General features: G+C 40.1%; 23 protein-coding genes and 2 riboswitches. Of the genes, 10 read left to right on the top strand and 13 right to left on the bottom strand.

Translation table 11 applies throughout. The annotated features are described in order from the left end of the window. Positions 1 to 83: 83 nt before the first annotated feature. From EV207_RS07395 to EV207_RS07375, 5 genes are read left to right on the top strand one after another with little or no spacing between them, the layout of a single operon-like run. Positions 84 to 692, top strand: a complete 609-nt coding sequence (locus EV207_RS07395; protein WP_165886860.1) for a Ger(x)C family spore germination C-terminal domain-containing protein — start codon at positions 84 to 86, stop codon at positions 690 to 692. Between the two features lie 20 nt (positions 693 to 712). Beyond that, positions 713 to 907, top strand: a complete 195-nt coding sequence (locus EV207_RS07390) for a hypothetical protein (RefSeq protein WP_132745211.1) — start codon at positions 713 to 715, stop codon at positions 905 to 907. 15 nt (positions 908 to 922) lie between these two features. Further along, positions 923 to 2,029 carry a GerAB/ArcD/ProY family transporter gene (locus EV207_RS07385; protein ID WP_132745209.1) on the top strand — a complete coding sequence of 369 codons (1,107 nt, stop codon included), beginning with the start codon at positions 923 to 925 and terminating at the stop codon, positions 2,027 to 2,029. Between the two features lie 37 nt (positions 2,030 to 2,066). After that, complete coding sequence (locus EV207_RS07380; protein ID WP_165886859.1) at positions 2,067 to 3,185, top strand: GerAB/ArcD/ProY family transporter; 1,119 nt, start codon at positions 2,067 to 2,069, stop codon at positions 3,183 to 3,185. Further along, positions 3,182 to 4,288 carry a GerAB/ArcD/ProY family transporter gene (locus EV207_RS07375; protein ID WP_132745205.1) on the top strand — a complete coding sequence of 369 codons (1,107 nt, stop codon included), beginning with the start codon at positions 3,182 to 3,184 and terminating at the stop codon, positions 4,286 to 4,288. The genes EV207_RS07380 and EV207_RS07375 overlap by 4 nt, the downstream gene beginning before the upstream one ends. A 39-nt stretch (positions 4,289 to 4,327) precedes the next feature. Here EV207_RS07375 and EV207_RS07370 read toward each other — a convergent pair whose 3' ends face one another. The 9 genes from EV207_RS07370 to EV207_RS07330 form a co-directional block, all read right to left on the bottom strand. Then, positions 4,328 to 4,702 (bottom strand): Dabb family protein, encoded by a 375-nt coding sequence (locus tag EV207_RS07370; protein WP_243646985.1) that lies wholly within the window; start codon positions 4,700 to 4,702, stop codon positions 4,328 to 4,330. Between the two features lie 52 nt (positions 4,703 to 4,754). Beyond that, positions 4,755 to 5,600, bottom strand: coding sequence for a DUF6612 family protein (locus EV207_RS07365; protein ID WP_132745203.1), 846 nt, complete (start codon positions 5,598 to 5,600; stop codon positions 4,755 to 4,757). A 297-nt stretch (positions 5,601 to 5,897) separates the two neighbouring features. After that, positions 5,898 to 8,195 (bottom strand): 5-methyltetrahydropteroyltriglutamate--homocysteine S-methyltransferase, encoded by a 2,298-nt coding sequence (gene metE, locus EV207_RS07360; protein ID WP_132745201.1) that lies wholly within the window; start codon positions 8,193 to 8,195, stop codon positions 5,898 to 5,900. Between the two features lie 146 nt (positions 8,196 to 8,341). Next, positions 8,342 to 8,523: riboswitch (cobalamin riboswitch) on the bottom strand. A gap of 76 nt (positions 8,524 to 8,599) precedes the next feature. Further along, complete coding sequence (locus EV207_RS07355; RefSeq protein ID WP_132745199.1) at positions 8,600 to 9,856, bottom strand: ammonium transporter; 1,257 nt, start codon at positions 9,854 to 9,856, stop codon at positions 8,600 to 8,602. 2 nt (positions 9,857 to 9,858) lie between these two features. Further along, positions 9,859 to 10,263, bottom strand: coding sequence for a hypothetical protein (locus EV207_RS07350; RefSeq protein ID WP_132745197.1), 405 nt, complete (start codon positions 10,261 to 10,263; stop codon positions 9,859 to 9,861). 147 nt (positions 10,264 to 10,410) lie between these two features. Then, positions 10,411 to 10,662 carry a biotin/lipoyl attachment domain-containing protein gene (locus tag EV207_RS07345; RefSeq protein ID WP_132745195.1) on the bottom strand — a complete coding sequence of 84 codons (252 nt, stop codon included), beginning with the start codon at positions 10,660 to 10,662 and terminating at the stop codon, positions 10,411 to 10,413. 163 nt (positions 10,663 to 10,825) lie between these two features. Then, a complete protein-coding gene (locus tag EV207_RS07340) occupies positions 10,826 to 11,698 on the bottom strand; it encodes a cation diffusion facilitator family transporter (protein ID WP_132745193.1) in 873 nt (290 codons plus the stop codon). Positions 11,699 to 11,810: 112 nt separating this feature from the next. Next, on the bottom strand, positions 11,811 to 13,097 hold the full coding sequence (locus tag EV207_RS07335) for a Na+/H+ antiporter NhaC family protein (RefSeq protein ID WP_132745191.1): 1,287 nt from the start codon (positions 13,095 to 13,097) through the stop codon (positions 11,811 to 11,813). Positions 13,098 to 13,194: 97 nt separating this feature from the next. Then, positions 13,195 to 13,303, bottom strand: a riboswitch (SAM riboswitch). Positions 13,304 to 13,718: 415 nt separating this feature from the next. Beyond that, complete coding sequence (locus EV207_RS07330; RefSeq protein WP_132745189.1) at positions 13,719 to 14,825, bottom strand: PRK06851 family protein; 1,107 nt, start codon at positions 14,823 to 14,825, stop codon at positions 13,719 to 13,721. Positions 14,826 to 15,014: 189 nt separating this feature from the next. Between EV207_RS07330 and EV207_RS07325 the strand changes: the two genes are divergently transcribed. From EV207_RS07325 to EV207_RS07315, 3 genes are all read left to right on the top strand, one after another. Next, entirely contained in the window at positions 15,015 to 15,332 is a 318-nt protein-coding gene (locus EV207_RS07325; protein ID WP_132745187.1) for a phasin family protein, read from the top strand. A 25-nt stretch (positions 15,333 to 15,357) separates the two neighbouring features. Further along, positions 15,358 to 17,028 carry an ABC1 kinase family protein gene (locus tag EV207_RS07320; RefSeq protein ID WP_243646983.1) on the top strand — a complete coding sequence of 557 codons (1,671 nt, stop codon included), beginning with the start codon at positions 15,358 to 15,360 and terminating at the stop codon, positions 17,026 to 17,028. Positions 17,029 to 17,121: 93 nt separating this feature from the next. Beyond that, entirely contained in the window at positions 17,122 to 19,305 is a 2,184-nt protein-coding gene (locus tag EV207_RS07315; protein ID WP_165886858.1) for an FUSC family protein, read from the top strand. Positions 19,306 to 19,350: 45 nt separating this feature from the next. Here the strand turns inward: EV207_RS07315 and EV207_RS07310 are convergent, their stop codons facing one another. Then, complete coding sequence (locus tag EV207_RS07310) at positions 19,351 to 19,713, bottom strand: DUF4383 domain-containing protein (RefSeq protein ID WP_132745183.1); 363 nt, start codon at positions 19,711 to 19,713, stop codon at positions 19,351 to 19,353. Between the two features lie 216 nt (positions 19,714 to 19,929). On the opposite strand from EV207_RS07310, the gene EV207_RS07305 reads away from it, so the two are divergent. Continuing rightward, the gene (locus tag EV207_RS07305) at positions 19,930 to 20,463 is read left to right on the top strand and encodes an HD domain-containing protein (protein ID WP_132745181.1); all 534 of its coding nucleotides are present in this window, start codon (positions 19,930 to 19,932) and stop codon (positions 20,461 to 20,463) included. A gap of 176 nt (positions 20,464 to 20,639) precedes the next feature. After that, complete coding sequence (gene wecB, locus EV207_RS07300; RefSeq protein ID WP_132745179.1) at positions 20,640 to 21,755, top strand: non-hydrolyzing UDP-N-acetylglucosamine 2-epimerase; 1,116 nt, start codon at positions 20,640 to 20,642, stop codon at positions 21,753 to 21,755. Positions 21,756 to 21,793: 38 nt separating this feature from the next. Here the strand turns inward: wecB and EV207_RS07295 are convergent, their stop codons facing one another. From EV207_RS07295 to EV207_RS07285, 3 genes are read right to left on the bottom strand one after another with little or no spacing between them, the layout of a single operon-like run. Next, positions 21,794 to 22,711 (bottom strand): ABC transporter permease, encoded by a 918-nt coding sequence (locus EV207_RS07295; protein WP_132745177.1) that lies wholly within the window; start codon positions 22,709 to 22,711, stop codon positions 21,794 to 21,796. 1 nt (position 22,712) lies between these two features. Beyond that, positions 22,713 to 23,558 (bottom strand): ABC transporter permease subunit, encoded by an 846-nt coding sequence (locus tag EV207_RS07290; protein WP_165886857.1) that lies wholly within the window; start codon positions 23,556 to 23,558, stop codon positions 22,713 to 22,715. Positions 23,559 to 23,583: 25 nt separating this feature from the next. After that, a complete protein-coding gene (locus EV207_RS07285) occupies positions 23,584 to 25,266 on the bottom strand; it encodes an ABC transporter ATP-binding protein (RefSeq protein WP_132745173.1) in 1,683 nt (560 codons plus the stop codon). Between the last annotated feature and the right edge of the window lie 17 nt (positions 25,267 to 25,283).

The following is a 25,283-nucleotide window of genomic DNA, read 5'->3' as shown; positions in this document are numbered from 1 at the left end:
GAAGATTTAAACAAGACCCAGGTACATATTTGAGCAACATTGAAAGCAAATGGAACGGGCACAACTAGTCTATTGTGCTAGTTGTGCCGTCTAAGTTAAAAAAGAAAGCTTTTATTATACCAACCGTAGTTGTTACCAAAAATAACGAAGCAAGGCTCGACGGCGCGGCAGTCTTCGATTATAAGAACCAGCTGGCCGGCTTTTTAAATTCAGATGAAACATCGGGGTTAAATTACATAACAGGTAAGGCTAAGGGCGGTTATATATCAGCCAGCATCGACCATGACCAATTTGCTTTCGATTTGCAACGGGCTAAGAGCAGCATTAAAGCGGATGTTACGGACAAAAATCATATTCACTTTACTGTCTCAATTGATGCAAGCGGGATTGTCGCCGAGTCATTGCAAACGATTGATTTCACAGATCCTGCCCAAATGGCGAAGGTGGAAAAAGCGGTGGGGAAACAGATTAAGCGTTTAACAGGCGAAGCTATTAAGAAGCTTCAAGATGATTTAAATACCGATGCTCTTGGATTAGGGGATTACCTCCAAAGAAACCACTATGATCTGTGGCAATCAATAAAATCAAATTGGGATCGTGGCGAGAACTATTTTGCTAAGAGCACTATCACGGTCAAAACTCATGTGAATGTCAAATCTTCGGGAACGGTCATTGAATCGAAATTTAAATAATATGGAGAGGACATCAATAAATGTGGAAGTTCATTTTAGATTATAAACCGTCACTATTGGTCCTGTCTATTGCAGTCCTGTCCTTTGTCATCCCAGTTCTTATTTACTTTGTAAATCAGAAAATACACAAAGCAGCCGATCCTCCTTGGAAGAACAAACAGCAAAAGCAAAAGAAGGGGAAGAAGAAAAAGGAGAAAAAGAAGGCAAAGAAATAACTAGGAGGGGAAAGTGTGAAACCATTCGATTACGCTGATGAGAAAATTGGACAAAAAGAAATTGGCTTTGCCATCCCCTCCCTTGTCATTGGTGTTATTATTCTTTCGCTTCCGCGTGTCATTGCTGATGCAACAGAGTTTTCAGATGGTTGGGTACCCCTTCTTATAAGTGGTCTATTTGCAATCCTTTTTACATGGATGACCGCATCATTAGTATCACGCTTCCCTAACCAGCCCTTTTTTGATTATAGTTCCAAGCTTATTTCAAAACCCTTGGCTTTTTTATTAACCTTATTCATGGCTTTTTATTTTATTATTTTTACTGCCTATGAGGTAAGGTATATAGCCATATTGACCAACCAATATTTGCTCAAGGACACGCCGGGAGAAGTCATTTCATTTGATTTCCTTCTGCTTGTCATATATGCGGTTGCAGGGTCGAGAGCGGCATTGTTTCGTTTAAACGTCTTGTTTCTTCCAATTGTCGTCATCGTCCTCTTAATCTTACTCATTGGCGCCATGTCGATCTTTGACTGGAAGCATTTATTTCCTTTATTTAAAACTAACTGGAAAGGATATGCAGAAGGCATGAAGAATTCTTTTCCTGCCATGACTGGTTGGGAAATACTTTTATTTTATGCTGCTTTAATGAAACCGCCGGTAAAAGCTGTGAAGCCTGCCATCATCGGCATGTGTGTGCCAATTATTTTGTATTTGCTGCTATATATCGTAACCATCGGTGTCTATTCGAACATAGTAACAAGAAACCTCGTCTTTCCAACCGTGGAACTTGCAAAGGAAGTGGAGATCCCCGGCGGTATTTTCGAACGGGCGGAAACATTATTCTTTACCGTCTGGATCATGACGATCTTTTCGACAGCTTCTATATTTTTCGATGTATCCGTGATGGCTGTCAATTCAATTTTTAAAAAAGCCAAAAAAGTCATCATCATTTTTATTTTGGCCCCATTGATCTATCTAATCGGCATGCTGCCCAAAAGCTTTATCGAGGTCACTAATTTTGGCCATTTCCTTGGCTTAATGGGTTTCATTACATCCGCCATTATTCCCGGATCTTTGTTTTTAATAGCTAAAATAATGGGGACAAAAGGGAAAAGTTAATTGTGGAAAACTATCCTAGAGTATTGGAGGGGACAGCTTGAAACCATTCGATTACGCTGATGAGAAAATTGGACAAAAAGAAATTGGCTTTGCCCTCCCCTCCCTTGTTATTGGGGTTAGCATCCTTTCACTTCCGCGTGTCGTAGCGGATACTACGAAATTTGCAGACGGCTGGGTTTCAGTTCTTATAGCGGGTTTACTTTCACTCCTTTTCACATGGATCACCGCAACACTAGTATCCCGCTTCCCTAATCAATCGTTTTTGGACTACAGTTCCAAACTTATTTCAAAGCCCTTAGCTCTTTCTTTAACCTTATTCATGATTCTTTATTTCGTACTTTTTACTGCCTTTGAAATAAATTATATAGCTATATTGACAAAGCAGTATTTGCTCGATGAAACGCCGAAAGAAATCATTTCATTTGTTTTTCTTCTGCTTGTAATCTATGCAGTCGCAGGGTCGAGAGCTGCATTGTTCCGATTAAACATTCTATTTTTGCCGATCGTTGTGATCGTCCTTTTGATTTTACTCATAGGAGCCTTATCGGTTTTTGATCCAAAGCATTTATTCCCTTTATTTAAAACAAATTGGATGGGGTACTTAAAAGGGGTGAAGGGATCCTTTCTTGCCATGACCGGATGGGAGATTCTCCTAATTTATAGCGCTCTAATACGGCCCCCTGTAAAAGCCGTAAAGCCTGCCATTATCGGCATGTGTGTGCCAATTATCTTATATTTATTACTTTATATTGTCACTATCGGTGTCTATTCGAACATAGTAACAAGAAACCTCGTCTTTCCAACCGTGGAACTTGCAAAGGAAGTGGAGATCCCCGGCGGTATTTTCGAACGGGCGGAAACATTATTCTTTACCGTGTGGATTATGACAATCTTTTCAACAGCTTCCATATTTTATGATGTCTCTGTGATGACTATCAGCTCTATTTTTAAAAAAACCAAAAAAGCCATCATCATTTTTATTTTGGCACCTATAATCTATGTGATTAGCATGTTGCCCAAGAGTTTTATCGAGGTCACTAACTTCGGCCATTTCATTAGCTTTATGGCCTACTTTGCGGCTTTCATTATTCCCGCCCTTTTGCTTTTAATAGCTAAAATACGGCGGATAAGAGAGGACAAGGAGGGGATGGCTTGAAACCATTCGATTACGCTGATGAGAAAATCGGACAAAGAGAAATTGGCTTTGCAATCGCCTCCCTTATTATAGGGGTCAACATTCTTTCCCTTCCGCGTACCATAGCGGCAACGACAAAATTTGCAGACGGATGGGTTTCCCTTCTAATAGCCGGCTCAGTTTCAATCCTTTTTACTTGGATCACCGCAAAATTGATGTTACGTTTCCCAAACGAGTCATTCTTGGATTACAGTTCCAAGCTTGTTACAAAACCACTATCGGTTTTATTTACCATATTAATGATTATTTATTTCATTCTTTTAACAGCCTTTGAGGTAAGGTATATAGCCATATTGACCAACCAATATTTGCTTGATGAAACGCCAAAAGAGGTCATATCATTTGTTTTTCTATTAGTCTTGACCTATGCTGTAGCGGGGTCGAGAGCTGCGTTGTTCCGTTTAAACATTTTATTTTTGCCGATTGTTCTCATCGTCCTTCTGATTTTGCTCATTGGCGCCTTGTCGGTTTTTGATCCGAAGCATCTATTCCCTTTATTTAAAACAAATTGGACGGGGTACTTAAGAGGAGTGAGGGATTCATATTATATACTAACCGGGTGGGAATTTCTCTTATTTTACACTATTATAATGAGGCCTAATGAAAAAACTGTAAAACCTGCCGTCATCGGCATATGCGTACCAATTATCTTATATTTGTTTATATATATCATAACCATCGGTGTTTATTCTAATATCGCAACAAGAAATCTGCTCTTTCCAACCGTTGAGCTTGCAAAAGAAGTGGAAATTCCCGGCGGTATATTCGAACGGGCGGAAACATTGTTTTACACTGTCTGGATCATGAAGATCTTCACTGCATCTTCCATATATTTTGATGGCTCTGTGCTAGCCATCAGTTCTATTTTTAAAGGGGTCAAAAAAGTCACCATCATTTTTACTTTGGCACCGCTGATCTATCTGATAAGTTTGCTGCCAAAAAATTTTAATGAAGTCACTAGCTTTGGCCATTTCCTTAGCCTTTTCGGGATTATTACTTCTACCGTCATCCCAGTATTGTTATATTTCGTTGCTAAAATAAGACGGATTGGAAGGGACAAGTAGGAGCCCGCGCTGATTTTTTGCACGGGCTCCATTTGGTCATTATTCTTGCGAGTCTATCACAAAATCAACAGCAAGTTTGTCTATCACGCCAATTTCGTCTAAGTAAGAAACGACAGCTTGATGTTCTGGCGAAGGGCCGTAATTTTCCAAAGCTTCCTTCGATTCAAAACGGACTGTCAGCCCCATGTCATAGCCTTTATTCCGGTCGGAAAAATTGTGGTTCGTTTGAATATCCAGTATACCCGGCAAGACGGACTTAAGTTGGCGAAGACGCTTCATTCCTTCTTCTTTTTGTTCATTTGTTGCGGCATCATTAAATTTAAATAATACAATATGCTCTATCACAGCATTCGCCCTCTTTCGTTTATTAACCTCGTCTTCTATTTTACCAGATCTCTTATAAATGTTTTGCACCAATAGTAAGTCCTTCCCAACATATCATCCGTTAGGAAGGACCTCTGTTGTATTATTGTGTTTGTGTTGTTGTCGTTTCCATATCTGGCATTTTGACTTCTTTTGCATTTTGTTTCACATCATCCGGGATAGTAACTTTAACATTATTAAAGTCCTTGTACTCACTGCTGGATTTGACTTTCATCTTCATTTTCTGTGTCTCATCGTTAGGATTGGTCACAGTCATGTTCATTGTCATCTTCATTTCTTGAGGCAAAAATTTCTCTTTATCAAAAGTATAAGTAAAGGAGACATTATCATATTTTACATTTTTCATAGCTTCCTTAAATTGATCCATATTGGGCATTTGGTCTTTTACCATTTTCTTAACGAATTTATCAAAGTCTGCTCCCTTACCTTTATAAGTCAGGACATAATTCTTGTCTTTCTCTTCCAGCTTAAAATCCTTGGCAAATCCTTTTAAACTTTTTAATTGTTTTTCGATGTCGGCGGCATTGCCCTTCGTTAACTTATCAAGCATGGCACTTTGCGGATTATCTAGTTTTACCCATTCGCCTGGCTTCATAGGGCTTTGCATATAAAGATTATCTTTGGTCATGTACATGTCAATGTTCATGGTTTGACCGGCGTTCTTAGGGTTGCTTGTTTTTTGTTTCGTATAAATTAGCAGCGGTTCCTTCTGATAATCTACTGACCCTATTGTTGACGTGTGGATCTTTTGCCCTTGAACCTCCATATCCATGTTGGTTGTTGTATCGGCGTTAAAGCTTTTTAGATCCTGTGAGGCTTTTTGCGCCTTTTCCAAAACTTCACTTGCGTTTTTTGGACCGGAAGCGCCACACGCCGTTAAGGCAATGAGCAAAACAGCCCCGATTACCAAGCTAAATATCCTTTTCATATTGTGTTCCCCTTTCAAAATAATTAAGATACCATCTCTTCATACGTTTCTGCCAAGAATAAGTTTCCAATTAAAGTTGGCCACCCTTTACCTTATTTTTCCCACTGCTCATTTTATTCCCTGAAATGAAATGTATAAACTTTCAGAATTATAGAGGACGAACGGTAAAGAAAACTCGCCGATTGGCGAACCTTTGGTGAAGACAGAGGCGTAGTTGCACTTATGTGCGTCAGAAAGTATACTTTCTGATTAACCAATAGAAAAGACCGGACAAATCATGTCCGATCTTTTGGCATATTATGGTGTTTCAGCTGACAGTCGCTTTTCACGGGCAAGATGAGCAGCTGCTACCATTGATTTAAGCGATTCAATAACCTCTTTCTCGTTTCGGGTTTTCAATCCGCAGTCTGGGTTTATCCAGAATAGTTCCGGATCGAGCGTTCTAAGCGCACGGTCAAGGATATCGATAATTTCTTCGACGCTTGGGACACGCGGGCTGTGAATATCATAGACACCGAGACCAAGACCTTGATCGTAAGCTTTGTCTTCGAAGGTCTTGATTAACCCGCCATGGCTTCGCGCTGCCTCAATCGCCAGGACATCGGCATCAAGGGCATGAATCGCATCAATAATATCGTCGAAGTTCGAATAGCACATATGTGTGTGAATTTGCGTTTCATTTTTCACTGAAGCAGTTGCTAATTTAAATGAATACACAGCATGCTTTAAATAGTTTTCCCACTTCTCTTTCTTGAGCGGCAGGCCCTCACGCAAGGCCGGCTCATCAACTTGAATCATATTAATGCCCTCACACTCTAATGCTTCCACTTCTTTTCTTAAAGCTAATGCAATTTGGTGGGTAACCTCATGCTGCGGAATGTCGTCACGGACAAACGACCAATTTAGAATGGTAATTGGACCCGTAAGCATGCCTTTAACAGGCTTTTCCGTCAGCGATTGCGCATAGACGCTTTCTTTTAAGGTCATAGGTTCGCGGAAAGCAACATCGCCGTATATGATCGGGGGTTTAACACAACGGGATCCGTAAGATTGAACCCACCCGTTCTTGGACGTAACAAATCCGCCAAGCTTCTCACCGAAATATTCGACCATATCATTGCGTTCAAATTCGCCGTGAACAAGAACATCAAGTCCTATCTCTTCCTGTATGGCAATCCAACTCTTAATTTGATCCTTAACATATTGTCCGTATTGATCATCGCTCCATTCACCCTTCCGCCACTCTCGCCTTGCCTTTCTAACCTCAGCTGTTTGCGGCAGGCTGCCAATGGTTGTTGTCGGAAGGAATGGCAAGCCGAAACTTGCTTCCTGAACTTTCTTCCTTTTATTAAACGGGGCTTCCCGTTCGGCACGATATCCGGAAAGCTGACGAATCTCTTCCTGGACAGATAAAACGTTACGATCTCCAGACTGATTGAGAGCATATACAGCTGCAGTGCTTTCATTTATCTCTTTCTCTACTGCCTTCCGTCCTCCGTTAATCCCTTTTGATAAAAGACTAACTTCCACAAGTTTTTCATCTGCAAAAGAAAGGCCCTTCTGCAGTACAGGATCAAACTGTTCATTTTTGACCGTGACAGGGACATGGAGAAGACTTGCGGACGGCTGAATGATCAGACGTTCGGCAGGAACAGCATTTGTTATGTTTTGAAGCAGGTCATGTTTTTCACTGAGATCCGAGCGCCAAATATTTTGTCCATCGATGACCCCTGCGGCAAGGACTTTGTCTTCAGGAAAACCATGCTGATGAATGGAGGCAAGGTTCTTGCCGGCATCATGAACAAAATCCAGCCCAATCCCTTGGACAGGCAAGTTCACAATGTCTTGATAGTCATCTATGCCCTCAAAATAGGTTTGCAGCAAAAGATTCAATTTCGGTACTGCGCTATTTAAAGCCTCGTACACCTTCTTAAATCTATCAATATCCGATGAATGCAACGTTGTTGAAAGAATCGGTTCATCCATTTGTACCCACTGGACACCCTCTGCTTCTAGCTGTTGCAGAATCTCGGCATACAGCGGGATGAGCTGTTCAAGGATCGCATCGAACTGTTCCGGTTCATAACCTTTGGCCAGTTTCACAAAAGTAACCGGACCTAAGATAACTGGCTTCCCCTCGATTTTGAGCTCCTCTTTTGCTTCGCGGTAATAAAATAAGGGGCGATTTTCAGTTATTTTTGGCTTAGCACCTTGCAGTTCGGGAACGATATAATGGTAGTTTGTGTTAAACCATTTCGTCATTTCCGATGCCACAGCACCTTTATTCCCTCGAGCAATATCAAAATAGGTGTCAATTGAAACCGGGCCCTCATCGTATGAGAACCTTTCGGGTATAATGCCGAACATAACCGATGTGTCTAATACTTGATCATAAAGGGAAAAGTCACCGACAGGGATAAGATCGATCCCTTTTTCCTTTTGCTTTTGCAAAGATTTAAACCTTAGCTTTTTTAACTCTGATAAAAAAACTTCTTTGTCTACTTGTCCAGACCAGAACTTTTCCAATGCTTTTTTCCACTCGCGTTGCTCCCCAATTCTTGGGTACCCTAAATTAGAGCTTAAAGATTTCCCCAATTACAATTCCTCCAGTCCAATTTAAAATAAAGAAAACCTTAGCCGGCGGGACTAAGGTTGAATGTCAAACGTTTTATAAAATGCACACAGTTATAATGTCAAAAGGCACATGCATAAAAACATTTTACTCTTCCCACCGAAGAATAATACAAGCCACTTCTAAAGCAGGTCTCCTGGCTTTCGCTTCGTTTTACTCTTGGTCCTTCCCGGTCTTTGACCAGTGGACGCTTCCAATTTCATCAGCGATTACAGTAGCGGGGGCTGCATCAGCTTTGCACTGATTTCCCTTTTCATTCAATCTCTTGAAACTTTAAAAGCTAATATTAAGTTTTTAATATTTCTATAAATCTATCATAAGGAACATAACGGGTCAATGACTATTTTCATAACCTTTTTATGAAATTTTATTGATAACGGTCTTGGTGCTCAATAAACTCATGTGACCTGTTAGCAGCCATGATGCCATGATAACTGACATCCAGTCCCACCTCCTCTTCTTCTTCAGTTGACCTAATCGGCACCCATAATGCAATAAGTTTCAACCCAACCCATGTCATCGAAAAGCCCCAAATGCATAGGACGATTAAACCTAATATTTGTACGCTTAATAAGTGTAAACCGCCCCCTGAAAAAAGACCCTCTTTCTCCGAGAATAGACCTAAAGCAATGGTGCCCCACATTCCAGAGACAGCATGGACTGGAAACGCCCCTACAGGATCATCAATGCGCTTTGCCTCAAGCCAATTTGTTGCAAACAACATCAACAGACCGGATACGGCGCCTATTAAAATAGCCGACAGATCACTGACAAACGCACACCCCGCTGTAATGCCTACAAGGCCAGCCAGGGACCCATTTATCACAGACGGGGCATCCGAGCGATTATAACGAAATAATGTGTAAATTAGGGTTACGGCTCCGCCTGCCGCTGCAGATAACATGGTGACAACAGCAATATGGCCAATCCGTCCATCTGTCGCACTCAACGTGCTACCCGCATTAAAGCCGAACCAGCCGAACCATAACAAAAAGCTGCCTACCGACGCCAAAGGAAGGTTGCTTGGCAAGGCAATGGAACTGGTCCCCTGGGAGGTGAATTTTCCTGTCCTAGGTCCAATAAATATGGCCGCTGCAAGGGCCGAAAATCCTCCCATCGCATGAATAACTGCTGATCCGGCAAAATCCAGCATCCCTAGCTTACTGATCCATCCCCCGCCCCATACCCAATGACCTGCCACGGGGTAGATAAAAGCTGTCATTAAAACGGTATAAAGTAAATAAGCACGGAAATTTATCCTTTCCGCCACTGCTCCAGAAACAATCGAAATCGTCGCAATGACAAAAGCGGTCTGAAATAGCAGGAACGCCTCCAATGATACGGGGATATTTAAATGTGATAAATCCCCCTTCAGCATGAATCCATTGAATCCAATGATTCCAAATAAATCCGCTCCATACATTAAACCGAAACCAATAAAGTAAAAACAAAGTGTCCCTATGGTTATATCAGCAAAAATTTTCATGATAATGTTGACGTTATTTTTATAGCGGACAAAGCCAGCTTCCAATAGAGCAAAGCCGCCCTCCATAAGGAGAATCATAGCTGCAGTCAGCACGACCCATGTTGTATTTAAACCCATACTTAATCCATTTATGGTCATCCTCATCTTTCCTCCATTTCTTTAAATGCCTTAATCTCTTTAATTAAGGCAGAAGATAGGACGATCTTATCAGTCTTCGATTCACCTAGAAGCTGAATGACACCCTCTATATCGTCGATCCTTTTTTTCAGTTTATCTATTTTTTTAAATCGTTCTTTGACAAAAAACATGTATTCCACAGCTTGGTGATGGCTGGGTGGACGGCCTGCAAATAACTTTTTAAAAGGTGTCAATGATTGATACAACGCTGCCTCAGCACGCTTTTTTTCTTCATATTTACTAATCTTGCTTTTGATATTCTCTATTTCTTGTTCCGTTTTATTCTTTATGCGTTGCAATATATGAGTTAAATTATCCGGCGGAATCCGCAGAACAATATGATTATAAAACCCATCAATTATATCCATGTTAGATCTCCTCACATGAAATGTTATGTTTTCTATTATATTTTGAATATTCATTTCAGTCAATATAAAAATATGGCAAACGTAAAAACCCGGCTCAGGTAAGCCAGGTTTTAAATATCCCTTTTCGATTGTTTCGCTAAATGACTTTTAATCGCTTCCTGAAATCATTAAATCCTCATTAACATGAGCTAAAACCATTCCCGGTTTCACTTGGTCCCCTACGCCTACTTCTAATGAATCAATAAGACCGCATAGTCCAACACGAACGGTCTCCAAATGCCCATTAGTCGTTTTTATTGTAAATAGCGGGTCCCATTCATATATCCGTTCATCTTTCTCAATGGTAATCTTCTCAACGACACCGTGGTAGGGATTAATAAGCGTTGCGGACTGTTTCAAAATATTCCTCCTTCCTTAACATTAAAATTTTTATATGCAATTTTAATGCCAAACGAAAGAGCAGCAATCAAAGTTTATCTTTTTAAGTATTCAAGAAGATAAGGGAACAAAACATACCCTTTTGCATTATGCAGATCATCATTTATAACCCAGTTTTGCATACTCAGGCTTTATCCGGTTCTACATGGACATGAACTTCCCTTATTTGATGTTCCTCAGCAAGGACCTTTTCAATTTGTTCGGTAAGATCATGACTCTTTTGGACATCCATAGACGGCTCGACATGGATGATAACATCAGCAATGATCTGCGTCCCATAAGACCTTGCCTTTATGTTGTCAACAGCAGTAATTCCCGGTATAGCAGCAACTGTGTCTTTATAGTCTTCTAACTTCCCTTCGTCAAAACCGTCCGTTAAATAATGTGATGACTCACTGAAAATATCCCAAGCTGTTTTACAAATTAAGAGCCCTACTATTAAAGCAGTCAATGGGTCAAGCCAAGGCAGGTTAAATTGCGATCCAATGATTCCGACAGCTGTCCCAATACTTACCCACGCATCCGATAAATTATCTTTTGCAGCGGCCTTTAACGCATGACTCTTCGCTTTTTTTGATAACTGCAAATTGTAGCGGTACACGCCATACATTGCTATGGCGGAAACCAGAGCGGTTAAGGCAGCCGGCAAGTCAGGAACATGGCCTTTTTGGTCGAACAACGACAGAACAGCTTGATATAAGACCTGCAAGCCAACCGCAGCCATTATAAAGGAGGCAACCATCGAGGACACACTTTCTGCCTTCCGGTGGCCATAGGGGTGATCCTTATCAGGGGGCTTTTGCGAAAGCCTTAACCCAATCAGGACCGCTATTGAGGCAATTATATCCGTTGTATTATTTAATCCATCGGCTCTTAACGCTTCCGAATCAGCGCTAAAACCTATGATAAGCTTTAAAGCAGATAGAAGAAGATAGGCGACAATACTTATAATAGCCCCGCGTTCTCCAAGCTTTAAATGATAATATTGATCCTCCATGTACGTCCTCCGTCGAATAGATTACATTAACCGTATCAAACGCAACAAGTGTGGGTCTAGAGCAACCTTTTTGCGCAGAGGAAAAGAAAAGAGAGAAAGAGGAAAAAGAGGGTCAGGCCCGGGCCTGACCCCTTCCTTCGATGAGAATAGCAACCACACCAGAAATACCGATCAAAATCGGATAAAATGAGTACTGTATTATGCTCACCGGTGATATGGAAGCGAGTCCGGCCGCGGCTAAGAGCTGCGCACCATATGGAATTAACCCTTGCCAGCATGATGAAAAAATATCAAGCAGGCTTGCTGATTTGCGCGGATCAATGTTGTGCTTTTCAGCAATACTTTTGGCTAAGGGGCCGGTAATAATAATTGAAATCGTATTATTCGCCGTGGAAAGGTCAGCTAAACTGACGAGCCCGGCAATCCCGAATTCAGCACCTTTTTTACCCTTGATCTTACGGGTCACGACATGGAGTAGATAGTCGATTCCACCATTATTTTTAATAATTTCAACGGTCCCTCCAATTAAAATAGCAAGCATTGCAAGCTCCTGCATGCCACTTACACCATCACCAATCTTTTGCAGAAGACTGAGCCAGTCATAAGATCCGTTTAACAGCCCGATGACCCCGGCAAACGCAATACCTCCCGTTAATACGACCATAACATTCACACCCGCTAAGGCAGTAATTAATACAGCCAAGTATGGAAGGGTTTTCGTCCATTCAAAGCTATGCCTTGTAATGTTAGTTTCAACACCCATTGTCAAAAAGACGAGAATGGCTATTGTTATGATGGCCGCGGGAAGCACGATAAAAAAGTTCGTTTTAAATTTATCTTTCATTTTTGTATTTTGCGTCCGAACAGCAGCAATTGTGGTATCTGAAATAAAGGATAAATTATCGCCAAACATCGCGCCGCCTACGACAGCAGCCATTGACAATGCCAAAGGAATATCCGTTTCCCCGCTTATACCAACACCAATCGGGCCCAATGCTACAATTGTTCCCATGGATGTCCCCATCGACAAAGAAATAAAGCAGCCGATCACAAATAACCCTGCAATTAATAAGTTTTGCGGCAATATAGACAATGCCATATTAACCGTCGATTCAACGGCCCCCATCCCTTTCGTCACTTCTGAAAATGCCCCGGCCAAAAGGAATATAATAACCATCAGCATAATGTTGGGATGGCCTGCTCCCTTACAAAAAATATCAACTTTTTTTGCGAGCGATTCTTTTCGATTCATTGCCAAAGCAATGACAGCGGCAATAAGAATCGCAACAACCACAGGAATTTTATAAAAATCACCCGTGACCACACCGGTGCCAATAAATAAAACCAGAAAAACAACAAACGGCAACAAGGCCAATAAACTTCCCCTTTTTGTCTCCATTAGTTAAAACCTCTCTTTTGCGATGTCATGATGTCATATACCAAAAATGCCTTCCCGCAACATGAGCAGGAAGGCATGGGTTTATTTATTCGCCTTCTTCTCATCTTCCAAAGCCATCCGCTTTGCAGGAATTGGCACCATTTTAAGCAGCGCTTAACGGTTGCCGGGTTTCATCGGGCCAGTCCCTCCACCTCTCACGATAAGAAAGAATAATTTTATTTTGTTTTTTTGCGACCAACGCAGTTTATCATCGATGTCGAAAAATGTCAAATGTCTTTTAAAAGAAGGGGGTAACAGAAAAAGAGGCTAGGACAGAAGGTTTTTTTACTAATAGAAAAACCCGAACTTATTCAGACATCCTATCTGAATAGTTCGGGTTTTTATTTATACAGAAGAAACAACGAAGCGCTACGTCAAAATACTTCGCTTTCCACGGGCACGGCCTCAGCCTCCTCAGAAAGCAAAAACCGCTTTCTTGCGGGGTCTTCGGACACGTGCTGTTCCCGTAGGAGTCTTTCGTATTTTGACTACGCTTCGCATTTGCAATGATACTTTTCAAACTTTATTGTTCGGCATATGAATGAACCCTTTTAATTTTGTCCCAGCCTCTTTTTCTACCCGTCATTTCTTCACTGTCTTTAAAGCCCTCCGGTCAAATTCGGCTTCCAATGTCTCACGAATGTCATCAATTTTAGAAAAATCCATCGCATCAATATAAAATTCCTCTAATTTATCATGCAGCTGTTTTGCTTCAGCAAGATAGATGTTTGCTTCCTTCATTTTTTCAGCATATCGCTGTGAAATATCTTCAATTTCCCCCGCATACTTTTCATCGGTTCCAAGCGCAATAATTTCCTCGTACATATCAATGATTTCATCACTTTCCCGATCGGGAAAATATTCATGCGGTGAAGTGCTGTCAAAAATAGCAAAGCCTAATTCCCTGACGATCACCATATCAAGGCTGTGCGGATCAAAGCCGCAATGATAAATCTCCACATTGAAACCCTTATTTTCCGCGGAACGAGCCAGTTTTTTCAACAATGTCGATTTTCCGGACCCTGGGCGCCCTTTTAGAAAATACCTCTTTGGAACATCTTCTGTAAGATTTTGAATAAAATCCACTGGACCCTTCGGTGTAGCGGCACCTAAGAATCGATGCTCCACTTTGGCCTTTTTATCCAATGTTTGCTCACCCAAAAATGAGTCAATCAGCCGTGTTGTCAAGGCGTCTGCCTTTCCAACGTCCATATTGCTGATATATATTTCCTCCCATTCGTCGTGAATGGCAAGGGCATCAGCATACACGGCATAGACAGATTGGAAGGCGTCGCTAATCCGTGTTGTGTAATTAGCAATCTCTTCTCTGTGGCTTTCTAACTTCCTCGAATCCCAAGCCTCTCCTAAGTTAACATATTCTTCTACAGCTCCTGGGGCTTTTGGTTCAATAACGTGTGGCGCTGTGCCATCCACAATGCCGATTCCTAATTCGGACACAATGATGCCATCAATTGAATCATTATCTGATGAACAATGAATATATTCGATATCATACCCTTTTTCAACCCAAACACTGCCGATCGTTTTCATCAGCGAGGATTTCCCGGTGCCTGGTCCGCCTTTAAGTATGAACAACCGGTCAAGTGACCCGACAGCTGAATCAAATAAACTATAGAAACCCTGTGCTGTATTACCGCCCGCATAATAGTTAATTGTCTTTCCAGTCAATACAGACAACTCCTCTGTTTAACGAAAATTTCTTTGACACAAATACGATATGCCGAGCGGGGATTATAGGTGAACACCCAAGCTAATAATAAAAATGTCAGACCTGTATAAGAAATCCTCGAAAAAGAATAATAAGATGATCTATTTTCGGGTAAAGAATACAAAAGATAATTTGAAAGGATGACAAATATGAACGATTTACTGAAAAAAGGCTTTTACCTTGGTTTAGGCGCAGCCTTTGCCGGCAAAGAAAAGGCGGAAAAGTATATTAATGAACTGGCAGCCAAAGGGGACATTGCTCCCAGTGAAGCGAAGAAATTCATCGACGGCCTTGGTGAAAAAGGAAAAGGGAAGAAAGAGGAGTGGAATGACCAATTTCGTCAAGAAATCACTTCCATGATAAAAGGCCTTGGCTTTATTACTGAAGAAGATCTAAAGGAAGTAAAACAACAGCTAAATACGTTAGAGGAAAAGCTGGATAGCCTTGTTCAATCGGCAAAAAAATAGGACTAAAAAGAAGTGCAGGTGAAAAATGATGATCATGAAGAAAATTCGGCACATGCACCGGTACAGGGAAATAGCTACGGCTCTAGCGAAATTCGGGTTTGGATATATTATAAAAGAAGTTGGGTTATTTCACCTGCTCTCCCTTCCAAAAATAATGACTGCAGATCTTAATGGCAATGCGAAACCGCTCGGAAAAAGACTCAGGCTGTTAATGGAGGATCTCGGCCCTACTTTTATCAAGCTTGGTCAATTATTAAGTATACGAAGAGACTTAATCCCAGGCCAGCTTACTGAGGAGCTGGAAAAGCTTCAAGATGATGTCAGACCGATCAATAGCACAGTCATAAAACATATTATTGAACAAGAGCTTGGAGCATCCTGTGATGATCTGTTTGACCATTTTGATGAGCAATGCCTTGCCGCTGCTTCAATCGGGCAGGTTCACAGGGCCGTCTTAAAGACAGGAGAAGATGTCGTTGTAAAAGTCCGCAGGCCAAAGATAGAAATTCAGGTTGAACACGATATCGAGATTCTGAGAGATCTCGCACATCTTATTGAACAGCATTATAACTGGGCCAAACATTATCAAATAAGAGATATCGTTGACGAGCTGGCGACTGCAATCAGGAGTGAAATGGATTATTCTCGGGAAGGAAGAAATACGGAGAAAATCAAAAAGCAATTTGAAAATAACGATAAGATCATCATACCTAGCGTGTACTGGGAATACTCGACAAAGAAAGTGTTAACAACAGCATACATCGATGGCAAGAAATTCAGTGAATTAGCAGCATTGCCCCATGATAACTTTGATAAAAAAGTGCTTGCTGACCGGCTTGTCCACTCATTTTTAAATCAGGTATTAATTAATGGTTTCTATCATGGTGATCCACACCCTGGAAATATTTTCTTCCTGCCTGAAAACAAAATTGCCTATATCGACTTTGGACAAGTCGGCATGTTAACAAATAATATGAAACAGAACTTCGCCGGCCTTGTTATAGGATTAATGAGAAAGAATACCGATCTGCTTGTGCAAACTGTTCGGCAAATGGCTGTTTCCTCGGATGATATTGACGAAAACAAACTTAAGAGAGACTTGGATGAGCTTCGGGATAGGTATGCCAATATTCCATTAAGCGAAATTAATATTGGTAATGCGATTGCCGACCTTTTCAATGTTACTCAAAGGTACAGAATCACTATTCCAAAGGATTATACATTGCTTGGCAAAGCCCTGATGACGATCGAATCGATTATAACTGATTTGGATAGCGATTTAAGCATGATTCAGCTGGCCCAGCCATACGGCAAAAAAATGGTGTTGGAGCGGTTAAATCCAAAAAATGCACTGACGAAGCTATGGCAAGAAGTTACGGGAATAACAGAAGTCATATTCGAGCTTCCCCACCAGCTTAAAAGCACACTAACCAACGTGAATAAGGGCAAAGCAAAGTTTGAAATGAACATCCCGCAGATTGATAAGTTACTGCTGAAGCTTGACCGTGTTGGAAACAGACTGTCTTTCAGCATTACATTACTTGCCTTTAGCATCGTCATAGTCGGTCTCATCATTGGAGCTACCTTTGGAAATAGCTTCTTGGCACAGATCCCGGCGATTGAAATTGGCTTCGTCATTGCTTTTCTCATGTTTTTGTTGCTTATCTATTCGATTATTCGTTCAGGCAGATTTTGACGACCCGGAACCTACATTATTGTGGCAGAAAAGTTTATGAGTTGGTTCTCTAGTCTCTTTCAGATATTATTAAGGGATGAGGATGAGAACAAAATGATTAATTTAAATATTATCCGCCATTGGATAGATCGAATATTAGCTTCTGACCCAGGGCTGACACGGCTGCAAAAAGCAATAACCGTTACATTAAGTGTTATAAGTTCTGTCCTGACGATGCTTCTGCTTGTCAGCATTTTTGCAAAAGGACAAATGACTGTTGCTATCTTGGCCGGCATCGTGGGTCTCATGGGCATTATGGTTGTAAATGATGATTCCACCAAAGAACAAAAAGTCACAACTTTATTATTAACACTATCAAGCGGACTAGCCATAACGCTCGGTTCAGTTTTATCTTCCCTTAGTCACATTGCTGATGTTGCTTTGATAACCGTTATCTTTTTGGCTTTCTATTTGCAGCGTTTCGGGTCCAGATACTTTTCCCTTTGCATGATCGGTTTTATTTCACTTTATTTTTCAACACTTCTGCATGTCAAGCCGGCACAGCTGCCTTGGTTTTTAATAGCTGTCGCGGTAGGTGTCGTCTACGCCTTTTTGTTCAACTTTATCATTTTCAAAGAGCGCTCCGACATGATTCTTAAGCGTTCCATGGCATCCTATCATATACAGACCAATCTTATATTTAGAATAATGATCGAAGCCATTGAGGATTTGAAGAGAAATCGTCTGCGCCAAGCTACTCTTAAGCGGAACGTGGTGAAGCTAAATGAATATGCCAGGATGACTTCTGGCCAACTTGGGCCAACCGATCCTGGTAAAGTTTGGCCGGGCATCCAAACCCAGCAGCTTCGCTTATATCTTTTTGACTCACAAATGCTGATTGAAACGCTATCGCCTGCAGTCAGACGTTTGAAAGTATTGCATGCCCTTGAAAACTCTGAAGTTAGGGAAACATTGCTGCAAGTTGTAAAGGCGCTGCGTGATGCAGATGTGTTGCAAGAAGATTATGAGGCCTCACACCTTAAGGAAGCTGAGGATGCTGTTCAGGCGCTTAAGCAAAAATTGGATCAATTCAATAATAAGGATGAAAGCGTAAGAGCATGGTTATTCCTCATACGGAGAATTGAATCAATCGCGAGTCATGTGGTCGATAGCGCACATCGGCTAAAGGTTACCCGTAAAGAAACATTAGAAAAAGATAATGTTAAAAGTCTAGAAGAAGAAACAAGTCACGATACCCAGACAAACGGTATGGAGGTTTCCACAAAAAGGGCATTACAGGCCATATTGGCAGGAACAATGTCCATTGTCCTTGGATATCTTTTATCCCCCTCCCATCAATATTGGATACTGCTTTCCGCCTTTGTCGTCCTTCTAGGAACCGAATCAGTCGGCAGAACCTTTGTAAAAGCCTTTCAACGCTTTGCGGGAACTTTGCTGGGCGCGGTTGTCGGCTTCTTCTTGGCCCACGCAGTGTCGGGCCGCATAGATTTAGAAATAAGTATATTGTTTTTCTGTGTATTTATGGCTTTTTACCTTTTTCCCATTTCTTATGCGTTGATGATCTTTTGGATCACCATGGTGCTTGCAATAATGTATGATATTTTGCTTGGCGGGATTAGTGAACAATTATTATTCGCCAGGGTGCTTGATACACTGATCGGTGCTGCTATTGGTTTTCTCGTTTCAGCGCTTGTCTTTCCAAAAAGAACGAAAGACAAGGTGGCTGACACTATCGAGGACTTCCTGTTCGATCTTAAGGCTTATCTGAAGGATTATTTGGGGAGATTCGCAGGTGCGCAGCCTTTAACGAACCTTGCCGACAAAGCGTTGGATCTCGACGTCCTGCTTCAACAGGTCCGAGACGAGGCAAGACCTTTGCATAATACTCCAGGCACCTTAGGGCGTTCCGGCATTGAACGGCGGCTGACTGTGCTGACAGCAGTAAATTATTATGCCAAACATCTTACCGCTTCTACAAATCGCGGGATTATAAGGGACGCCGACGAAAGCCTTCGTCAGACATTACATCATGTGCAATCACGCATTGAAGATAATCTAAATGTTCTTTGCCGGTTAATCAGCGGTAAGAGCGGCCATCAGGAATCCGTATGGGAATTGGAAAAAGAACGGGAGAGAATCGAACGGCTCCCTGATAAGAGAAGCCTTAATGTATTGAACCATGACAAGCTTATTTATGACCTCTATTATGTTTGGCGGATTAACCAAGCCGTTGTTTCACTTGCCAAGGATATGGGTGCCCGTTCAAAAAGGCAATAGGTGCAAAACAGCCATCCCCTTTCTTGGGAATGGCTGTTTTACTTTTTATGCTTGAGTATTTTTGGTTCGATTTGTTGTTACACTTGCCGATTTAAATCCGACATATAAAAGAACCGCAGCAATAATAACGTGGAGGACATCGTCTGCTGGAAGCAGCATAATGCCTAAAATATCTTGCGTGAACAACCCAACGATAAAGACGACTAAGTAGATAAAGCCGAAAATCTTTGCGACCAGGGCGCTGCTCGCCTCACTGCCGCTTGCTGCCAGAAGAATAATACCTGTAAGCAAATGAACGATGTTATGATTTAGCGTTAAAGAGAATAAATCATCAAAAGAAATAAAGAATCCTACAATACCAAGAATCAGAAAGATAACACCTAACACCCTAACAGTTGCCCGTGCCATAATTCCCACCCTTTCCTATTTTAATATTTGATTTTCATCTTATTAAGCTATCGTATGATAAACACAATTAGATCATTCGATAAAGCATGTTTTTCCAGTTTTCTTTATGGTGTGCCAAGCGTTGGTATGATTTGTTAAACCTTTACCAGTTGCATTCAGATCCAAACCGTGTTATATTCGAAAACAATAAATTTTTTCGAAAGGGAGGTTACTGTTATGAGAAAGGTGACATTAGAGAAGCTTTTTACCCATCCTATAACTCAGAAATATGTCGGCAGATCAGGCATGGCACATGCAATCGCGGTTGCTGAACATGCTTACAGCTTTTCATTGAAGCTTAATGTCAATCCTGATCTTGCGGTGAAAGCGGGATTGCTTCACGATATCGGACATTATAAATGGTATCGGGACGGTGAATGGGATTATGACTTATACAAAGAAAATGATATTCACGCGATTAAGGGAGCAAACCGGGCCCATAAATTGCTGATTCGGTCCGGCGAAGATCCTCATGCGGCCAAGGAAATTGCCCTTGCGATCCTGCTTCATACTGATTCTTATTTGCCTGATGGCGAGCTTAGGCTCAATTCACTGCAGCGTGTCGTCACTTTAGCAGATGAAGCAGATGAAGAGCCGGGTGGAAACCATCATTATCGAACGATCGAATATAAAGATGCCTTAACTAGAATCTGCAATCTTGACAAGCGCATTGAGGACGCACATCTCCAAAACTTAGGCTGTTCAGGCTAGAGGAAAGGGAAAAAGTATTTTCTCATTTTCCTTGCCTTTCACCCCCCTCTTTTAATCAGCCAATTTCCGCTAAATGATTTACATTATTTTAACCTAAATTTTACATATCTCCCTTGCCAATCACCAACTTTTCTATATATGATTAAGGTAAGTTGTCCGAAGGGAATGGTGTTTGCATGACAAAACGGATTAAAGTTATGACGATTTTCGGCACAAGGCCGGAAGCAATAAAAATGGCTCCTGTTGTTCTGGAGCTGCAAAAGCATCCGAATGAGATTGAATCGATCGTGACGGTTACGGCTCAGCATCGGGAAATGCTTGATCAAGTTCTGGATGTTTTTCAAATCACACCTGATTATGATCTCAACATAATGAAAGACAGGCAGACATTAAGCGGGATAACAACCCGGGCTCTTGAAGGATTGGAAGGCGTCATGAAGGATGTTAAGCCTGATATCGTTCTTGTGCACGGCGACACAACGACAACCTTTGTCGCTGCCTTGGCCGCTTATTATAATCAGATTGCTGTTGGCCACGTTGAAGCCGGCCTTCGTACATATAATAAATATTCACCTTTTCCGGAAGAAATGAACCGCCAATTAGCCGGTGTGCTTGCTGATATGCATTTCGCGCCAACTGACAGATCTGCCCACAATCTCCTTAAAGAAAATAAACCAAAAGACAGTATCTTTGTTACAGGGAACACAGCAATCGATGCCTTAGCCACAACAGTAAAGAAGGATTACACACATGATATTCTGGATCAATTAGGTGATGATCGGCTAATCCTGCTCACCGCACACCGCAGGGAAAACCTCGGTGATCCGATGCACAATATGTTCCGTGCGATCAGGCGGATTGTCGACGAACATCCAGATGTTCAAGTCGTCTATCCCGTCCACCTCAATCCGACTGTAAGAGAAGCTGCGGCAACTGAGCTTGGTGAACACGATCGCATTAAATTGGTCGAGCCTCTTGGCGTGATTGATTTCCACAATTTCGCATCTAGGGCACACATCATCCTGACCGATTCCGGCGGTGTTCAGGAAGAAGCTCCATCACTCGGCGTCCCGGTCCTCGTTCTTCGTGATACAACGGAACGGCCCGAGGGCATTGATGCCGGAACACTGAAATTGGCCGGTACTACGGAAGCCAATATTTATAACCTGACAAAGGAGCTTTTGACCGACAAACAGGTTTACAATGCGATGTCTAAAGCGAGCAATCCATATGGCGACGGCCAGGCGGCAAAACGTATTGTAGAGGCTATTATCTCACGGTTTCAGCAATAATAAATGGTGTTAAAAAAACGGCCCTATTGTGGGCCGTTTCATAAATTCAAATGTTTATTATCTTGCTGATTTATGCCAATAATCATACTATGAACAGCTAAAATAGTTAGGGTAAAAAAGATAATCGGAGTCAAAGTAATCCAGGGATATATAAGTAGATTATCTAATTTTGAACCGATTAACCCCGACCATTCCATAGAAACAGTCCGCGGCGGTTGTTTAATAGGGCTATAATCTATCCATGTTCCGCCTAGGAAAACTTTCAAAACACCCAAATGGGCAAGAATTAATAGTGAATTCATAAACTGTTCGGCAGCTAATATTAGCAAATTATGCCTTATAAAGGGAGAAATATGCCATTTGGCAATATGGAGATTTCCTGCTCCAAGAAGTCTTGAGGCATCTATAAATTGTTGGCTTTTTAATCTATCAGTTTCTTCACTTATGACCATAGTTAGTGTTGGTAAGGCTATAATAGTCATTATAAAAACCTCAAAGCCCCATCTCTGCATAAAGGGGTATTTAAAGCCCCCGTAAGCCATAGTCAACACTGAAACAACAAGAAAAAAGGTTAATAATGTGCCCGGGAAAAAGTGAAAGGCTTCCCCAAATTCCGTTAGCCACTTTTTGATCCTTGGAAAATATAAGGCGGTGAAAACTCCAATTATAATGGAAATTACCATACGACATATGGTGACAACCAAGGCTGTTATTATGGTAAATTTAGCTCCGTATATAACCATCTGTAATAAATCCTGACTAGCAGTATCCGTTCCAAAAGGATGGTGCCACGAAGGTGGAAAAGGTGGTGTTCCTACTAATTCGCCCCCTTTATATTGCAATTTCTCAGTTATAATATTATCGCCAAATATAATTTGATTTACAAAACTTGAGGTTAAAAGAATAATAATAAAGCTAAATCCAATTAAAAAGTGTTTATTTTTAAAAAGTGCCATGTTATATGTCACCACTCATTCTCAACCAAGGCTTTAATAAAGCTTCTGTTAATAATAGTATTCCATAGAACAAAAGGAAAATTAGAAGCAAACAGACAGTTAACACAATTGGTGAGTGATACTGGTAGATAAACATCATAATGCCATACATATTAAAAAAATACTCAACCATGAATAGATTTGATAACATAAGCCAAATCATATGTTTAGAATTAAAATAGAGCGAACCTACCGTATTACGGAAAATGTGTCTGAAAATTATTTGAAACTTTGATAAGCCTTTTCCCAATGCAAATTCTGTATATTGTTTTTCATTTTCCTCAATAAAGGCTCTTATCTCTAATCTGAATAAATAGAATGAAGGTAAAATACTTAAAATAATAATTGGTATTATATAGATTCTATCTGTGCCGAGAGATACAAAACTAACTTGTACGTTCCCAAACATTTTATAAACCCAAACAATTCCCAGTTGAAGTATAGCAATAACGAAAATATCAGGTATGGCTTCAATATAAGAGGATATATAAACCGCGCCATCTGCCCACTTTTTACCTAGAGAAAAAGTAATGAATGCTAAAACGATTGAAAAAAGTAAAGATAAGATAACCCCACCCAATAAAATTACCATTGAGTAAAAAAAAGGATCAAAAACATCAGGTATTAAAGGCCGTACTGTTTCTTTTCCATATGTTAATTGATTAGGATGCAGTAGCAGATTAAGGTTGTGCCAAATTTCAATTAAAAATTTTATTGGATGAATGTTTATACCTTTAAATAAACTGGGAGAGGCACCAATACATAAAATAGCTATAAAAGTAAATATAAATTGCCGCATAAACCTCATATTTACCATCACCTTTAAACTTTGCTTAATTGCTTGTTACCAGTTCAGAATTACAATATTTTATGGAATCAAAGGGTCCTTCTTCAACTACTTTTCCTTCTTTTAAAACGTAAATATAATCAGCCATTTTCATATTATTTATATTATGCGTAATTAAAATAATTATTTTGTCTTTTTTATAATCCTCATTTAAAATATTGTTCAAGACATTTTTTTCTGAAACATGATCCAAGGAGGATGTTCCTTCATCAAGAATTAATACATCATGTTCCTTTAGTAACGCTCGGGCTATAGAAAGCCTTTGCCTTTGCCCTCCTGATAACATTTGTCCATTGTTGCCAATATGTGTATTATATTTCATAGGAAGTGATAGGATAAGTTTATGTATATATGCTTTTTGCGCTGCATTGTTGATCCTATTTTGATCAATATGATAATTTCCAAACCTTAAATTGCTATCAATTGAATCAGATAATAAATTAGTATGTTGAAACACTAGGGATATTTTCTCCCGGAAATTTATGTTCTCATGGTCGTTAATTAATATACTACCTTTACTTGGTTCAATAAAGTTTAAAAGCAATTTTACTAATGTTGTCTTGCCCGCTCCGCTTTCTCCAGTAATAGCATAAATCTTACCTTTATTAAAATTCATATTAACTTTATTTAAAATTATTTTTTTATCCTTTGTCTTTTCTAAGGACACATTGACAAATTTAATTGTATCAATTGAAGATAATTGTTTCTTTTTTACTTCCTCCGAATGGTTATTACCGTACAATAAATTAAATATTTTTTCGGAACCACCTAGAGCCGCTTGTAATTGATTAGCGATAACAGTGATATGACTTATGGGTGAAAACAAATTCATCATATAGTTTATGGATGCAATTAATAGACCTAGAGTAAGGGCATTTCTTTCTACAAGAAGACCGCCGTAAAGAAATAAAACTCCAAAAGTAAACCAATATAAAAATATTATAATATTTGAATTTAAGGACGAATACATGGACAACTTAATTTGACTCATAAATGGTATTTTAAAAACCTTTTTAAGTCTTGTCTTGTCCCATTCTTCCTGAGAGAAGGCAAATATTTCGGGGGTTAAAAAAATGGCTTCTCTAAGCCTTTCATTGACAATTGCAATATTTTCTTGATTGGTATTAGATTGTTTTTTTACCTTCTTTGAGAATATAATCATAAGAAGATAGGATAAAGGAAAAAAAAAGAGGCCCATTAGGAAAAGCTTCCAGCTAATAAATGTCATTATTGACACAGAAACTATAATTCTTAGTGTAATATGAATAATACTTGGATATATCTCTCTAAATATCGAAACAAATAAAAAAACATCATTTTGAAAGATTGAAAGGATTGCCCCCTCAGAATTGTTATCATAAAAAGAGAAAGGGAGCTTCCTAATTCGGTTAAACAAATTACATTTTATGTAAATCTCAATTTTACCTGATATGAATGAAACACAATAACTTAATAAGATATTTAGTAAAGACAACAAGATTGCAGAAAAGATAATAACAAAAAACAATTTAATAAGTAGATCGAATTCCTTTTCCCCAAAAACATCATCTATTAATAACTTATTTAAATAAGGAAACAGAGCTTCTAACATCGCAATTATGATTAAAACTAAAATTTCTAACAACAAGATGCCTTTGAATTTACAAGCTACAGAAAATGCTAATTTCATACTGTCCTTTCACCCTT

Origin of the sequence: Scopulibacillus darangshiensis, assembly GCF_004341035.1 — a bacterium.
Classification (GTDB): Bacteria; Bacillota; Bacilli; order Bacillales; family Sporolactobacillaceae; genus Scopulibacillus; species Scopulibacillus darangshiensis.
Note: the sequence above shows the minus strand (reverse complement) of the source record. Positions and strands in the feature narration are given on the sequence as shown.